The organism is Chitinophaga sp. 01L420, assembly GCF_056399985.1.
Genome location: NZ_JBFTSK010000005.1, coordinates 139,823 through 155,742, shown reverse-complemented (window position 1 = coordinate 155,742; position 15,920 = coordinate 139,823). Strand labels below are relative to the sequence as shown.

The following is a 15,920-nucleotide window of genomic DNA, read 5'->3' as shown; positions in this document are numbered from 1 at the left end:
TTCTTCCAGCTCTCCGGTAAAAAAGTTATTTTTATTATGTAGGATTTCAACCGGATCTGGCATGATGAAAAATAGTACGATTTTAGTATTGCATCTGTTTTGTTTATTGTCGCTGGCAGCTCCCGGCCAGGCGCAGCAGCCCACAGCATGGATACGCATCAATCAGCTTGGCTATCTTCCCGGTGGAGTTAAAGTAGCCGTATGGGTTAGTAAGGAAAATGAGCAGCCACAAAGCTTTCAGCTGATAGCGGCGGTTTCACACAAGGTGATGTATACCGGTAATACGGGCGCTTCATTCGGCGCTTATGGTCCCTTTCGTCAAASCTGCCGATTGGATTTTACTACTTTTGGAGATGTCGGTGAATATTACCTGAAGGCCGGAACAACTGTTTCCCCTGTTTTTCGTATAGGCGACAACGTATATGCCGGCGCACCTGATTTTTTATTACGTTATATGCGGCAGCAAAGAAGTGGATTTAACCCTTTTTTGAAAGACTCCTGCCACACGCATGATGGCTATACCATGTATGGACCTATGTCGGACAGCACGCATATCAACGTAGCGGGGGGCTGGCATGATGCCAGCGATTACCTGCAATACGTCACTACTTCCGCTAATGCAGCATTTCATTTGCTGGCAGCTTACCGGGATTTCCCGGGCGTATTTGGTGATCAATATGCTGCTAACGGCTTACCGGGGGCTAATCATGTGAAAGATGTGCTGGATGAAGCCAGGTGGGGCCTGGACTGGCTGCTGAAAATGCATCCCGGTGATCACCTTATGTTTAACCAGATAGCAGACGACCGTGATCATCATGGTATGCGCTTGCCTGGTGAAGATAATTTTTATGGCAAAGGCTTCGAACGCCCGGTATATTTTTGTACCGGACAGCCGCAGGGCCTCGGGAAATATAAAAATAAGACTACCGGTGTCGCCTCTACGGCGGGCAAATTTTCCAGTGCTTTTGCATTGGGATATTCTTTATTTAAGGTAACGGATACCGCCTATGCGCAGTTGCTGAAAAAAAGAGCGCTATCGGCCTATAGTATGGGGTTGAAGCAACCCGGTGTTTGTCAAACCGCCTCTACACTCTCCCCTTATATTTACGCAGAAGACAACTGGACCGATGATATGGAACTGGCCGCAGCCACCTTACATCACATGACGCAGGAGAAAAAGTATCAACGCGCAGCATGGGATTATGCACAGCAGGAAAAGGTAACGCCCTGGCTGGGAGCAGATACCGCCAATCACTACCAATGGTATCCTTTTATTAACCTGGGGCATTATGCACTGGCCCAACAAACTTCCGGTACGGAAAAGCAACAGCTGATCAGCTACTATAAAACAGGTATTGAAAAAGTATGGAACCGCGCAAAGCACAACGCATTTTATCGTGGCGTGCCATTCATCTGGTGTAGTAATAATCTGACAGCTGCATTTGCCATACAATGTTACTGGTACCGGCAATTAAGTGGAAACAATGATTTTGCTGCATTGGAACAGGCAAATATCGACTGGTTGTTTGGCTGCAATCCATGGGGCACCGGTATGGTATACGGTTTACCTGCTAATGGCGATACACCCGAAGATCCACATTCCGCATTTTCTGCCATCGGTCATTATCCGGTAGATGGAGGATTAGTGGATGGACCTGTGTATACCAATATCTACAAAAATCTGATTGGTATACGTTTATCAAAGCCGGATGAGTATGCCGCTTTTCAGAGTGATCTGGCCGTGTATCATGACGATGTAGGTGATTACAGCACCAATGAGCCCACTATGGACGGCACGGCTTCTCTGGTATACCTGTTGGCGGCCAAGGCGCAGGAAGGGGCCGGGAAACGGCAATACGATCATGGAGGTATCATCCGTGGTGATAGTAGCCGCAAGCAGCTGGCACTTGTTTTTACGGGAGATGAATTCGCAGACGGTGGGCCGGTAATACGTGCTACACTGCGGCAACAACAGATACCTGCTTCCTTTTTCTTTACCGGGAAATTTTATCGTGAGCCTGCTACACAGCAATTGATTCAACAATTAAAAGCAGACGGGCACTATCTCGGCCCACATGGTGATCAGCATTTATTATATTGTGACTGGCAGCAGCGCGATAGTTTGCTGGTGACTAAAACACAATTCCAGGAGGATCTGGCTGCCAATTATAAAAGTATGGAAGCTGCCGGTATATCCAAAAAATCGGCAACCTGGTTTTTGCCTGCTTATGAATGGTATAACGATAGCATTGCAGCGTGGACTTCTGCAGCAGGAATAAGACTGGTTAATTTTACACCGGGAACGAGTTCAAATGCGGATTATACTTATCCTGAAATGGGCAAGAAGTACCGGTCATCCGAGGCGATTTACAATGCCGTTATTCAATATGAAAGTAGCCACCCCGGTGGGTTAAATGGTTTTTTGTTGCTGGTACATATCGGCACGGATCCACGCCGCACCGACAAATTTTATAACAGATTGTCTTTACTTATTGCCACACTTAAAAAGAAAGGATATCATTTCGACACACTTGAAAAAGTATTAGAGTAAGTAAGTTTTTTTGCCTGTTTTTTGAAATGAAATAATGCCCGGATGAGAAAAAACGTTATTTAAACTTTTGTCTGCCTGTTTTGTTACCCACATTGATACACTCATTAAAAAAAACGATATGAACACTGAATCGGCCTAAACTCAATAGTATGGATTGTTTTTGCTTAGAATCCATTATCTGTAATCAACCAACACATCTCATTAAAACTTTTTTATGCACCTATTTTTAGTAACGAAAATGGCCAAAGGCCGGTCCCTTGTGCTGTTGTTATTCATGAACTTCCTTGCCTTTGCTGCATTCGGACAAGTGAAGATTTCCGGCCGGATCACTGACGAACAAAACTCGCCGCTGCCAGGTATGACAGTGGTTATCAAAAACACAAAGCTGGGTACTAAAACAGATGTTGATGGACGCTATATCCTCAGTGCAAATCTGCAACCCGGTAACTATACACTGGCTTATTCCGGTATTGGCTATTCACCAAAAGAAAGTGTGCTCGTAGTAAGTGATGCTGCAGGCACTTATACGCAAAATATACAATTGACCACCTCTGTTTCCAAACTGGACGAAATAGTGGTAACAGGTACTTCAGAAGGAACGACCCGGCGTCAACTAGGTAACTACATCAGTACGGTGAAAGCCGATGAGTTAAACAAAGGTGGTACGGGAAATGTGCTGGCAGCACTGCAAGGCAAAACCGCCGGTGCGCAGATCACGCAGAATTCCGGTGACCCTTCGAGTGGTATCTCTGTAAAACTCCGTGGTATCAGTACTATATCAGGGTCAACAGAACCTTTGTATATTATCGATGGAGTGATCATTGATAACTCCACCACCCGCGTTACCAATGCAGATCCCAGTTATGGAACCAGTTCTTCAGGTGATAATTTTGTTGGTAGTGTAGGACAAAACCGCATGTCGGATATAAACCCGGCAGATATAGAAAGAATAGAAGTGCTGAATGGTGCTGCCGCCGCCGCGATCTATGGATCCCGCGCCAATGCCGGGGTAGTACAGATTTTCACTAAAAGAGGAAGCACCGGTGCGCCGGTCGTTAATTTCTCTACCACTTTTTCTGTTAACCAGCTTCGCAAGAAGTTGGATGTAAATGAGGCGCCGCTTAAGTTTGGAGGCTCTCCAAATGACTCTACACAAAACATACTCACCCCGGCAGTTGTCAGCACCACCGCGGTAAACCGATACGATTACCAGGATTACATTTTTCGTACAGGCGTTGGTAGCGACAATAATATTTCTGTAGCAGGAGGTAAAGACAAAACGAAATATTTTGCTTCTGCCAGTTATTTTTATAACCAGGGTATCATTAAGAATACAGATTTCAGTCGATATAGTTTCCGAATTAACCTCGACCAGGAACTGAATAACTGGATCAGCTTGAATGCCAGCTTGAACTACGTGTACAGTAAATCAAATGAAAAGCCTGATGGTAATACTTTCTATTCGCCTATGAATGCGGTTACTATTATCGGTAACTACTATGATATACAGCAGCGTAACAGTTTAGGACAGTTGTTGAAAGTAGGAGAACGTGGACGTGTAAATCCGGTATCTGTTATTGAAGATTTTCAACAACAGCAACATGTAGGCAGAGTGATTGCCGGCGCAGGGATCAAGCTTCGGCCTATTAAAAACCTGACCGTAGACTATCGCTTAGGCATAGATAATTATAACCAGGAAGGTACTACACTCATGCCTGCCTTTGCTTATTTTGTAAGCCCTGGATTTTATGGTGGTGGACCTAACCTGGATCCGTCCCAGAATGGATATGCCAGCGCAGGTAATAATAATTCTTTCATGATCAATCATGACCTGAATGCTACCTATAACTGGGATATCAATGACAAATTCAGTTCTGTTACACAGGTAGGATATTCTGTGCAATACCAGCGTATGCACTATACACTGGAGCAGGGCAGAGGCTTACCGCCTTTTGTACAAACATCAGACAGAACAACTACTATCATACCTGGTGCCGATCAGCGGACAGAGATATCTATTTCCGGAGAATATATTCAGCAGAATTTTAAATACCGTAACCASTTGTTTATTACCGGTGCACTTAGGGTAGATGGATCTTCTGTATTTGGAGTAGATGAAAGAAATCAGCTCTACACCAAATTAAGTGGTAGCTACGTATTATCAGGAACGGATTATTGGGAAAAATCATCCATTTCCAAATGGTGGAACCTGCTGAAATTCCGCGCGGCTTATGGTGAATCCGGCAACCTGACTGGTATACCCGCCTATGGCCGTTATAATACCTATAACGCCACCGCTTTTATTGGAGCTTCTTCTTTTCAGTCACCCGGTACTTACACCAATCCAAACGTGAAACCGGAAAAACAAAAGGAGCTGGAACTTGGAACAGACATGGCATTCTGGGATAATCGTATATCCTTATCTGTTAACTACTACAAAAAACGGGTGGAAGATCTGTTGATCAGTCGTGCTATTGCACCTACCAATGGTTATTCCTTCTATCTGGACAATATCGGTACTTTACAGAATAGCGGTGTTGAAGTAGTATTGAACGTTACGCCGGTGAAAACGAAAGACTTCACCTGGAATCTGACGGYCATCTACAACCGTAATAAGAATAAAGCAGTGGATATCGGACAATCACTGATTCTTTATAACACGGTAGGTGGTGCACCAATAGGCATCGCTAACGGAGAGCCTATCGGCTTTTTCTACGGTACCTTCTTTGCACGTGATAACAACGGAAATATCCTGAAAACACCAGCCGGCATTCCAGTTACAGAAAGAGGAACACAAACATCACCACTTACGTATGTGGTTAACCGTGATCCGGCCACCGGATTGCCAGATACTAAATTGCCGGCGTTAAATACTAAAATCGGAGATCCTAATCCCAAATATACGGGTACCATCACCACAGATTTTCAGTACAAAAAACTGGGACTACATATACAGCTGGATGCGGTTCAGGGAGTGGATGTATTTAATGCGGACTGGAGAACAAGACAAGGCGTAGACAATGGTAAAGTAGCCGAAATGGAAGATAAAGGGCAGGTACCACGTGGTTTTATTGCGGGTAACTATAACATACAGGAATGGAGAATAGATGATGGCTCCTTTGTAAAATTGCGGGAAGTATCATTTACCTACGACTTTGGTAAGCTGAAAGGGTTAAGTGATTTGTCCATCAGCCTGGGAGGCAGGAATCTTATTTCCTGGGATAACTACAAAGGATACGATCCGGAATTAAATGCCGCAGGACAAAGTACCGTACTGCGTGGGATTGATTTTGGTTCAGTACCTATTCCCAGAAGTTATAACCTGTCTGTTCGCGCAAAATTTTAAACCCATTAAACAAGATCCATCATGAAAAGATATATCCGATATAGCTTATTAAGCGCCGCATTTTTCTCCACCATCGCCGCCTGTAAAAAGGATTACCGGGACCCTTCCGGCCCATCTTCAGAAGAGGCATACAGTTCGCCTACTACGCTGGCAAGTGACGCAGTAGGGCTACGGGCATGGTATGYAAAAGACAGGACGGGATTGTTATATACCACCGTTACCTCCGGTAGTTTACTCACCGGGGAAACCTTTGTCACCAATCCGGGTAATACAGATGAAGCACAAATAGGTGCCGGTGGCAGCAGTATCTTAAACACCAATGCAGTAGTGACCGGTATGTGGGCCGTTAGTAATAAGATCCGCTATGAAGCAGACAGTATCTTACGTCGCACGAATACAATTGTTACAGATAAAGGTTTTGCCAGCGGTATCATTGGCTATGCTTCTATCTTTAAAGCACTGGCAATAGGTGTGCAGGCTAATTTCTGGGAACATGTGCCGGCCAATACCGGCAGGCCAGACACCACTACTACAGACGTAAAGTTCATCCCTGGCAAGCAGGGATACACCCTGGCAGTGGTTACCCTGGACAATGCCATCAATACAATAACGGCTACGCCTATAGGTAGTAATTTTACAGCGAGTGTACCGGACAGCGTCAACATCATCAACACGCTGTATGCGCTGAAAGCGAGGTATGCTCTGTATGCCGGAGATTATGCTACCGCTATGGCTGCAGCTAACAAAGTAGATCTGAGTGTAAGGTCCTTTCATGCTTTCAATCCTCAGATCACTAACCCGATCTTTACTTTAGTGACGGCCACCAACAATATCTATAACGTCATCGACTCTTCTATGGGGCTACCGGTGGCCATCCAGCCGAATCTCGCAGATCAGCGGGTACCGTTTTATATACTCAGACCCGCATCACAGAAACCGCGTTTTATTATTAATGGTTTTTTCAAGGGTAACGTTAATATTGTTCCTATTTACCTGCCGGGAGAAATAATGCTGATAAAGGCGGAGTGTTTTGCCCGTCAGCATGATGTGCCCAATGGTTTGATAGAATTAAATAAAGTGCTTACCAAGCAAGTTTCCAGAGATCCTTTTGGAGTAGGTGCGCAGTTGCCTCCCGTTGTTGCCACTACAGAACCCGAGCTGCTGAATTTAATTTATCAGCATCGCCGGATAGAGTTGTTTATGGGTGCACAGGAGCTGGAAGATAGCCGCCGGTTTGGAAGGCCTCAGTCAGAGCGGAAAAGGAATTATTTCCCGTATCCGTTTGTTGAGCGGAATGATAATCCTAATACGCCACCGGATCCAACATTTTGATGCGGTTGAATGAATAATAAAAATGGTTGCCGCGTTTCGCGGCAACCATTTTTGTTTATAAGGGATTAATTATTAGGGGAGAGATGCCTTTTATCCTAATTTTGTGAAAGAAAATCAAGTAAAATATCCTGTTTTGTGCGATACAAGTATAGATCATACTGATGATCTGGCGTTGATTAGAGTGGTTAGGTAGTGCGTGTAAATTTATCGTATGCCATTAAAGCTATTTCTGCTTTTTATTTTTTTATCGATGCCTTTATTGCTTGCTGGTCAACAAAGGCAGGCCATTACACTAATGGATAGCATTTATTCTTTTGCAGAAGTGCCTCCTTCTTTTCCCGGTGGTGAAATGGGGTTATCTAAATATTTGATAAAGAATGTCAGATTAACTGAGAGGGCGCTGGATGAGGGGCGGTTTTCTGTCCATGTCCAGTTCGTAATAGATACTTTCGGGTGTACAAATGACATAAAACTAGTGGATACCACGAGAAGTACATACGCATTGGAGGAGGAAGTAATACGCGCAGTGAAAATGATGCCCGCGTGGAAGCCAGGTAGACAGCAGGGTAAAAAAGTAAAGGTGCTTTTTTACCTGCCTATGTGTGTAATGCCGCAGGAATAGCTGCTACTATCGTTGTCTCCAGGCAATAAACATCCTTATCACAGACATAATGAAAATAACCTGCAGCCCCAATATGGAAATGCCTCCCAGTATCATAGCCCTGCTTGCATAAATGGTGTGATTAAACTTGTGATAGAAACTAACGGCAAAACATACTAGCAGTACTGCGGTAATTATTCTCATTTTTTTGCTCATAGATGGCGAATTCTTATTAGTAAGTATACAGCAATTTATTGTAACCAGGAATTGTAATACCTGGAAACTCCTGTAATAGGCATAATGTTGTTACTAATCAACTTTTCTTGATTACAAAACAGACGGGTTAGCGATGTTGATTGGGTGCCCATTAATAAAGCTCACCACGTTTTCAAATGCTTTGCCGAAATATAATTCGTAACTATCTTTTTCCACATACCCGAGGTGTGGTGTGCATACGACATTGGGCATATGGAGCCATTCAAATGCAGTATCGTGCACAGGTTCTTCTTCATATACATCAATGCCTGCAAATCCGGGTCTTCCTTTTTTGAGACATTTTAATAATGCCCCCTTTTCAACGAGTTCAGCTCTGGAGGTATTAATCAGTACAGCACTGGGTTTCATCAAACTTAAATCTGTCTCTTTCACAATGCCGGTAGTGCTGTCATTCAAACGAAGATGCAGCGAAATAACATCAGCGTTTTGGAAGAAGTCCTCTCTTGTTACGGCTTTTTCATATCCATCTCTGACTGCATTTTCTCTGGAGGCATCGCTTCCCCATACCAGTACCCTGGCGCCAAATGCTTTTGCATAACCGGCTATCATTTTACCGATTTTTCCATATCCCCAAATACCAATCGTTTTACCATGAACGGTGGAGCCGATGTTTATTTGCCACTTCCCATGTTTCATCCCTTCTATGGCGGYAGGAATTTGCCTGAGTGTATTCATAATCAGTATCCAGGTTAGTTCTGCGGGTGCTACGGGTGAACCAATCCCTTCTGCTACAGCCACTTTGTATTTTGTACAGGCTGCCAGATCCAGGTGTGCAGCTATTTTGCCGGTCTGACTGATCAGTTTCAGGTTAGGCAGTTTTTCCAACAACACTTCATTTATTTTTGTTCTTTCTCTGGTCAATACAAGGATATCTGCGTCTTTCAGTTTTTCCGCCAGCAATGCAGGGTCTTTTTCTGTTTGATGGAGAATGATCACATCCTGGGATGCTAACAATTTGAAACAGTCAAGACTCCTGATAATATTTTGGTAGTCATCCGGAATAGCTATTTTCATTTGCCAAAAGTTTAGTGTTGCTGTTGCAAATTACTTTTTTATCAGCAGATGATCTAAGAAATACCAATCATGTAATTTATTGTGGTTTTTGTCACACAACCACTTAAATTACTGGTAACTTAGTTGTAGCACCACCCTGAGCACCTGCTCCTCATTAATCGTATTAACAATATGGAAAAGAATGTTACGAGAAATAGTTGGGTAGATAACTTACGCTCTTTCATCACCATTTTAGTGGTGGCTCATCACGCGGCACTTGCCTACACCACCTTTTCCTGGTTTAATAAAACAGCATACATCGCATCCACGCATCCGGTAGTAGATGCTGTAAGATCCAAAGAACTGGATATATTGGTGATTTTTAATGACGTTTTTTTTATGTCATTGATGTTTTTAATCAGTGGCATTTTTGTGATGCATAGTCTTCAAAATAAACAGGTTAAAATATTTATCAGAGATAGGTTTTTTCGCTTATTTATTCCGTTTGTTATTGGTGTTACGTTGCTGATGTTGTTAGCTTACTATCCTGCTTTTTACCTGGCGTATGGAAAAACTAATATAAAAGATTACGTAGGTGACTTTTTTACGGTAGAAGCCTGGCCTGTTGGCCCTCCCTGGTTTATCTGGGTATTATTTCTGTTTAACGTGCTTTTTGCTTTATGCTATCCGTTTGTGAAGAATGGTATCAGCAAGTTCGGGGAATGGCTCGCGCTGCAAAAGCAACGACCCTTTAAGTTGCTGCTATTGTGGTATGTTTTCACCTGGATAATATACGTTCCCATTATACTGTTAGTATCTCCCGATGCATGGACGGGCATCGGCCCATTTGATTTTCAGATAAGCAGATTCCTTTTGTATTTCGGTTATTTTCTGCTTGGCATATTAATAGGTGCACCAGGATTAAGCAATGGAATATTTGCGGGTGAAGCAGTATGGGTAAAACGTTGGCCGGTATGGTTGCTGGCTTGTGTAGCCGTATTTGTATTGCTGATGTTTATTGCGGCACCATTAACAGCAATGGTGCAACAGCATCAGTTAAGCGAAGTGCAGGGGATGCTGATCTACAGATCGGTATGGGTATTATCCTGCACGCTGAGCAGTATTGCATTTTTGACTATGTTTAAAAGTATATTCAATAAAACAGGGCGTTGGTGGAAATCGCTGGCTGCGAATGCTTACGGCATTTATTTAGTGCATTATATTTTTGTGGTGTGGTGCCAGTTTTTGTTGCTGGATTTTAATTTGCCGGCGTTGGTGAAGTTTTTTGTTACTTTCTTCTTTGCAGTTGGTATGAGTTGGTGGGTGACGTTTTGGGTGCGGAAGAATGCGGTGATTGGGAGGTATTTGTAGTCATTCACTTTATTGCTTATCGGACTATTGATTAAGTTGGGGGGACTGCAACAGTTATATCGTCTTACTTTCCAGCCATTCCTAAAATGCAAAATCCACAGGAATTACCCGTGGATTTTGCTTAGAAATATTTCGCTATTATCAGTACGAAGCAGTTTTACTAACAGTAGATATTCCGCTGTACGCCCAAACCTTTAATTGCATGTAATTTCTTTCTTTTCAAGATTTAAACGAAGCCACTGAAAGTAGGACTTACTACCAACTGGATAACAGGTTTTTCTATTGGCAACTAATTTTTTACCTGCCTCATACGTTTGTTCGGATAAAGTCAATACCCCGTTTTTAATAATTATTTTCTTCTTATGGGTGATCCGGGCGTGAGACATTACTACATCCGGGACATGGATACCCGGCGCTACTTTCCGGTCACTATCAATCAGATACATTGTTTCATTCCAGTTTTCAAAAACTGTTACTTCTCTTATATAAGAAATCTGATCTTCATCACTAATTAAATAATTAAGCTTTATTATTTTGTCTGGAAGTACATATTCAAAGACTTTCTCTGTAGAGGTGTCTCCTTTTTCAATATAGGTTGTCGTCCAATAATTCTTAATTTTTTTATAGGTCTTTTCAATCTTTAATTTACTGTTAACACAATAACTTATTTTTTTGCTATTGCTGGTTTCAGCAAGGATTGTTACATACGGATAAGCAGGATTGGGTCCTAACTTCCTTATACCTTGTAAAGAAAACATGTCCATATCTGAAAAATTGGTTACTTCACTTCCCTGATGGCCATTCGCATTTATATGATGAATACCTGTGAAAAATAGGACTAGAAGGATAATTGCAATAAGTTTCTTCTCCATAAAATTATAGATATTTATTGTTCATAATGTATTTTTCCGAAGGCATCCAATGTAACGCTATGTACCGTTTCATTCGCCTGTGAACTTCCCAGCATATATGCTCTTGTCCAATTACCTGCATTATTATAAGAATTCGAGAAGAGACCGGCTGGATCATGCTTATCCGGCCAGGTATTTTGTGTGAAAGACAATGAGGCTCCATTAAAGATGCCTACCCTGGAAGCTGATAAACTTTGATTTCCAAATACGGTAGCATGCAGCTTTTTAGCCAACGCCATCAACAAATCGGTACCTCCATTGTACTTACCACCTACACCACATGCAAAAACCAACACCTGGGCGGCACTCGGCAATGGTCCTGGTGTACTGGCAAGCTTACTGGCTATCCTGTCCAATGCAGATGAACCAGCTATATCTTTTAGTTGGAAATTTTGTTCTCCAATAGCAAAATATGCCTCAAATGGACGGTTTTTAGAATTACCATGGCTCACAATAAACAAATTATTGATTAATGATGTAATGCCTTCTATTTGATCTGCAGCATCATCAGCATTGCTAACATGCAGCACTTTAATATTTCCTGTTTTGTAAGCTTCTTCTACAATGGTTTTTAAAGCAACACCTCCAAAATCTTTCTTAAGAGCTTTTTTAGAAGCATCTTCATATTCCGGTGCCAGCATCACACTGGTATTGCCCGCATACTGTCCAATATTGTACTGTTTCTGGGTTTCATCCCAGCTAACCTCTTGTCCTTCATCATAATATTTACCATCCCCCCAATTATACTGCGCCAGCATACCATCCGGATCAATAAACAGGATAGGATTATTAAAGCAGTAATTGTAAGGTGTAACATGAGAGGAAATTTCACATTTAGGATCTATTTGCTTAAACCGTCCTAATTGCGGGTCTTGCATTCTCGCGCCATAGTCGTATTGTTCAAGTCCTGATCTGTCGGCGAACTCCTTATGCTGCAATTCTTTGCCATTGTACTTCATCAGGTTCTCCGGATAATTCGATCCTTTGAGCGCATTAGAACTAAGCCCCGCTATCGTCAGTCCGAACGGATAATAATGTGTTTCCTCCAGCAATGGCCCTGAGGCCTGCGTTATCACTACATCGTCAAAGAACACATCCTGAGGGCTTTCATTGCTGGTATATACATACAGAAAGCCGCTTTTCTTTACAGTCATTTTATCGGTTCCCAGGGTTTGCAGCTGATCTGCTTCACCTGTCACCTGTTTAACACCGCTATTCTGGTCAACTAATTTAAACTGATCATCGAACAATACAAAATTAAGATAGGCCTTGGGCTTGTTGGTTAGCTGCTGGTCGTTGTTATGCTGCTTTAACCGTTGGTAATCGTTATTATAAAAATTACTGTTAAAAGGGGTATTGTTATTACCGGCTGCCTGACCATGTTGCGTTCCCTGTTGGGCGGCACCGCTGAAAACCTGTACCAGATTTGCCAGCATATCCTCTACGGGTGGTGGTGTATTGCTCTTCACCGGTTTTTGTGACTTATAGAATGCGCGGGCATTGATCTGAACAGTATCTCCTGTCATTACACGCAACACCAGTGAAGGGCCAATTTTTTTACCCCCGGAGGCTGCATTCAGTTTCGCTACAAAAGCATTTCTGGAATCATTTTCATCCTGTGGATATCCTACTGGTTTATTCACACGGGTTTCATCTACATTGCTGAACAGTGCCGTTTCTACGGGTGCATTGACTGCTTCCATAGTGGCAGTATACATGCTGAAATCTCTTTGTTCCGTGAGTACTGCGCGGATATTACCCAGATGATCTTTTACAAAATAATCATACTTATAATTCACCGGGGCGCCTGCTTTCACCAGCGTGCGGATCCGACCTTCTTCGTGCCCAATGAGACTGAGCGTATCATTGATGTAAACAAACTCACCGGTGTAATCGGTGACCGTTATTTTCCCGGTACCAGTGATGTCCGTTACTTTCTTTCTCAGCCTGTTGCCATTGGCATCGTAGGTATATGTTATGTATCCTTTGTTCGATAAGATGATGCTATCCGGAAGATTCAGATGATTATAGTGGTTAACTGTCAGTTGCCGGTTCAGGTCCTGCGTCTGGTTGCCATTGTTGTCGTAAGCATAATCCGGTGACTCATTATTGTTGATTTCCTTGAAATCTCCCAGTGTGCTTTGCGGATTATTAGCCCTGTCTGTTACAAATAATAATTTATTTGTGTTAGAAATGTAGCCATACTTTAAATCATCGAGAGGACCATTTTGCCCTTTTTGCTGCATGAAAAGAATATTTCCATTTTCATCATACGTGAGGCCGCTGGTGGTATAATCGATAGCAGGCTTGCTCCAGCCGGAACCGTTCTGCTGACTGAAATCAGCGAGCGTGAGGCGATTGGTGATATCATAGGAATAACCATATGCCCGTGCTATACCATCTCCTCCGCTCTTCCATTTTGAGCCGGCAATATTTCCGTTAAACTGACTTTGCGAAAATCCGAAATCATAACTCAGCTCTTGTCCGAACCAATTTTGGGTACTGTTGGAAGTATTAACAAAATCTTTATTAATACCTGTCAGCCATCCACGGATATTATAGTTGTAATTAAGTGTTTCCAGCTGCCCGATATCGGTGACGCCTAAACGTTTTTGTAGCAACTGCCCTAATTCATTATAGTTATTCACTGCAATCACCCGTTTCAATGAATCCAGGTCATTCAGCTTTTTTGTGACGGTATCCACTCTGCCCGCTGCATCATAATGCATCATTGTGAGTAGGGTAATCTGTGGAGTGAGAGTGCTCCGCTGGTTTCTGTGACGCAGATAACCACTGAGTATTTTTCCATTAAAATCATAAAGCAGGGTGGTGATATCCGTACCTCCACTGAGATTGTCTGTTATCGCCTGGATTTTTCTTCTTTTATCGTTATAATAAACGGTAGCTGTAAGCCATTGATCAGTTCCCAATACCCTTACCTTTGTACCGGTAAGCATCCCATTAACAGCACTGGAAGGAGCACCGGGCAATGTTTCTGCGTAAGGATTGCTGCCGGCTTGTGGCTTATTAACATCACTGTTTATGTAATCTTGTTTTCCCGGAAAATTGTAATTATCATAATAAGTGTAGGTTAAAGGAGACAATGCACTCATGGGAATATTCGGAAGCAGATTAACAGCGGCAAAAGTAGTGTTTCCGTTTTTTGCTGCTGTATTAATCTGAAGGGATGTTTCTGTACTGATTCCTGTTTCAAATGGGGCTACTAATGTGATGCTGCTGGTAGCTTCATACATTGGTTTTCCGTCATAGCTATTCATCACCAGATCAGTTGTGCCAGGGAAATCATAGGAAAGAGAGGTGGAATTACCAATCGCTGTATTCATAGACACTGCCAGGTCGCTACGGCTTTTCCAGGGCGCGCTATAAATAGCCGTCATAACGGGCCTGTTTAATTCATCATAAAAAGTGCTGAGCCAGTTACTCTTTGATTTCAGATTCCCATCTCTTGAAAATACCATCCGGTCGCGAACATCATACACCATCTCTGTGGAATCGGCGCCGGGCACTTTTTTCATGATCATCCTGTTTCTCTCATCATAGCGGTAAATAAAGCATAAACCGTCTGCAACAGCCGTATTGATAATCCAGTTAGCCGTGATAGCTGCTACCGCTTTGGGGGATAGGACAAAGCGCAGGTTTCCCTGATCATCGTATACATAATAGGTGCATAGCCATCCCATGTGCGCCGTTCCCGGACTATTACTCACCTGTATCTTCTTCAATACCAGCCGCCCTTCCTTGTCTTTATACTCAACGGATTGCTTGCCTGCTTCATCAATCAGTATGCTTTTATAAAGCTGGCCTGAAGCATATATTTTTCCTCCTGTATTGACCGGCGTAAGGGAGGTAGCAGGCATCTCCCAGATTCTTACGGAATCGGTATTTGTATTTGCCTGGTATCGTTGTTCAAGTGGATGGTTCCCTCCCCGTTCTGTTGTTAGCGGATCATTTTTCGCCCAGCTGTTTCCAGGTGCGTATGTTTTTAATACACGGCCAATCGGGGAAGGTTCCATGTCAATCCGGTTGTAATACACACTTTCAGCCTTTGTATCCGGTAAGGGGCCGTTCTGGTAAAAGTTTTGCTGTGCATTAAAAGGATCTGTCTTGAATTTACCATCTGCCTTATTGCCACTCTGTGGTACATAAGGCAGGTACTTAAATTGTTCTCTGCCAAAATCATCATATACAAAAGCAGCCACCTGGTCATTGCCGGCCGAACTTAGCTGTTTGGATACGGTTTGCAGCGGCCTTCCCAGTCCATCAAAATATTGTGTTACTTCTTTTACTTCTGCTATTTTACGACTACCTGATGTTACGATGGCAGTATCGCCGGTAGGCATACTGGGTTGCCAGGTCCGCACATAATTGATCTTTGTATTCGTGTACCCGGAGGGAGCCGTTACGGGGGCAGCCAGAGGCCGTGTGGTGCCTCCTGGTTGCTGTGCACGCAATTGTATCGTAATCAGCACCAGGCATAATAACAATGCTATTCTGTTTCGCTTAAACATAACTATTTGA

General features: G+C 43.0%; 8 protein-coding genes. 5 read left to right on the top strand and 3 right to left on the bottom strand.

Features of this window, described 5'->3' with window-relative positions; genetic code table 11:
• Positions 1-61 precede the first annotated feature (61 nt).
• From AC1DP6_RS07050 to AC1DP6_RS07035, 4 genes are all read left to right on the top strand, one after another.
• On the top strand, positions 62-2,551 hold the full coding sequence (locus AC1DP6_RS07050) for a bifunctional glycoside hydrolase family 9 protein/polysaccharide deacetylase (RefSeq protein WP_477054188.1): 2,490 nt from the start codon (positions 62-64) through the stop codon (positions 2,549-2,551).
• 214 nt (positions 2,552-2,765) lie between these two features.
• Entirely contained in the window at positions 2,766-5,897 is a 3,132-nt protein-coding gene (locus tag AC1DP6_RS07045; RefSeq protein WP_477054187.1) for a SusC/RagA family TonB-linked outer membrane protein, read from the top strand.
• A gap of 21 nt (positions 5,898-5,918) precedes the next feature.
• Positions 5,919-7,229 carry a RagB/SusD family nutrient uptake outer membrane protein gene (locus AC1DP6_RS07040; protein WP_477054186.1) on the top strand — a complete coding sequence of 437 codons (1,311 nt, stop codon included), beginning with the start codon at positions 5,919-5,921 and terminating at the stop codon, positions 7,227-7,229.
• A gap of 250 nt (positions 7,230-7,479) precedes the next feature.
• Positions 7,480-7,851 (top strand): energy transducer TonB, encoded by a 372-nt coding sequence (locus AC1DP6_RS07035; protein ID WP_477054185.1) that lies wholly within the window; start codon positions 7,480-7,482, stop codon positions 7,849-7,851.
• 306 nt (positions 7,852-8,157) lie between these two features.
• Here AC1DP6_RS07035 and AC1DP6_RS07030 read toward each other — a convergent pair whose 3' ends face one another.
• On the bottom strand, positions 8,158-9,120 hold the full coding sequence (locus AC1DP6_RS07030) for a D-2-hydroxyacid dehydrogenase family protein (protein WP_477054184.1): 963 nt from the start codon (positions 9,118-9,120) through the stop codon (positions 8,158-8,160).
• Between the two features lie 171 nt (positions 9,121-9,291).
• On the opposite strand from AC1DP6_RS07030, the gene AC1DP6_RS07025 reads away from it, so the two are divergent.
• Entirely contained in the window at positions 9,292-10,470 is a 1,179-nt protein-coding gene (locus tag AC1DP6_RS07025; protein ID WP_477054183.1) for an acyltransferase family protein, read from the top strand.
• Between the two features lie 194 nt (positions 10,471-10,664).
• Here the strand turns inward: AC1DP6_RS07025 and AC1DP6_RS07020 are convergent, their stop codons facing one another.
• Together AC1DP6_RS07020 and AC1DP6_RS07015 are read right to left on the bottom strand one after the other, a co-directional pair.
• Positions 10,665-11,342 (bottom strand): hypothetical protein, encoded by a 678-nt coding sequence (locus tag AC1DP6_RS07020; protein WP_477054182.1) that lies wholly within the window; start codon positions 11,340-11,342, stop codon positions 10,665-10,667.
• A gap of 14 nt (positions 11,343-11,356) precedes the next feature.
• On the bottom strand, positions 11,357-15,910 hold the full coding sequence (locus AC1DP6_RS07015) for a DUF6443 domain-containing protein (protein ID WP_477054181.1): 4,554 nt from the start codon (positions 15,908-15,910) through the stop codon (positions 11,357-11,359).
• Positions 15,911-15,920 lie beyond the last annotated feature (10 nt).

Coding starts and splice junctions, on each gene's coding strand:
- AC1DP6_RS07035 (WP_477054185.1), top strand. CDS start 7,480: ATGCCTTTATTGCTTGCTGGTCAACAAAGGCAGGCCATTACACTAATG.
- AC1DP6_RS07025 (WP_477054183.1), top strand. CDS start 9,292: ATGGAAAAGAATGTTACGAGAAATAGTTGGGTAGATAACTTACGCTCT.
- AC1DP6_RS07020 (WP_477054182.1), bottom strand. CDS start 11,342: ATGGAGAAGAAACTTATTGCAATTATCCTTCTAGTCCTATTTTTCACA.
- AC1DP6_RS07015 (WP_477054181.1), bottom strand. CDS start 15,910: ATGTTTAAGCGAAACAGAATAGCATTGTTATTATGCCTGGTGCTGATT.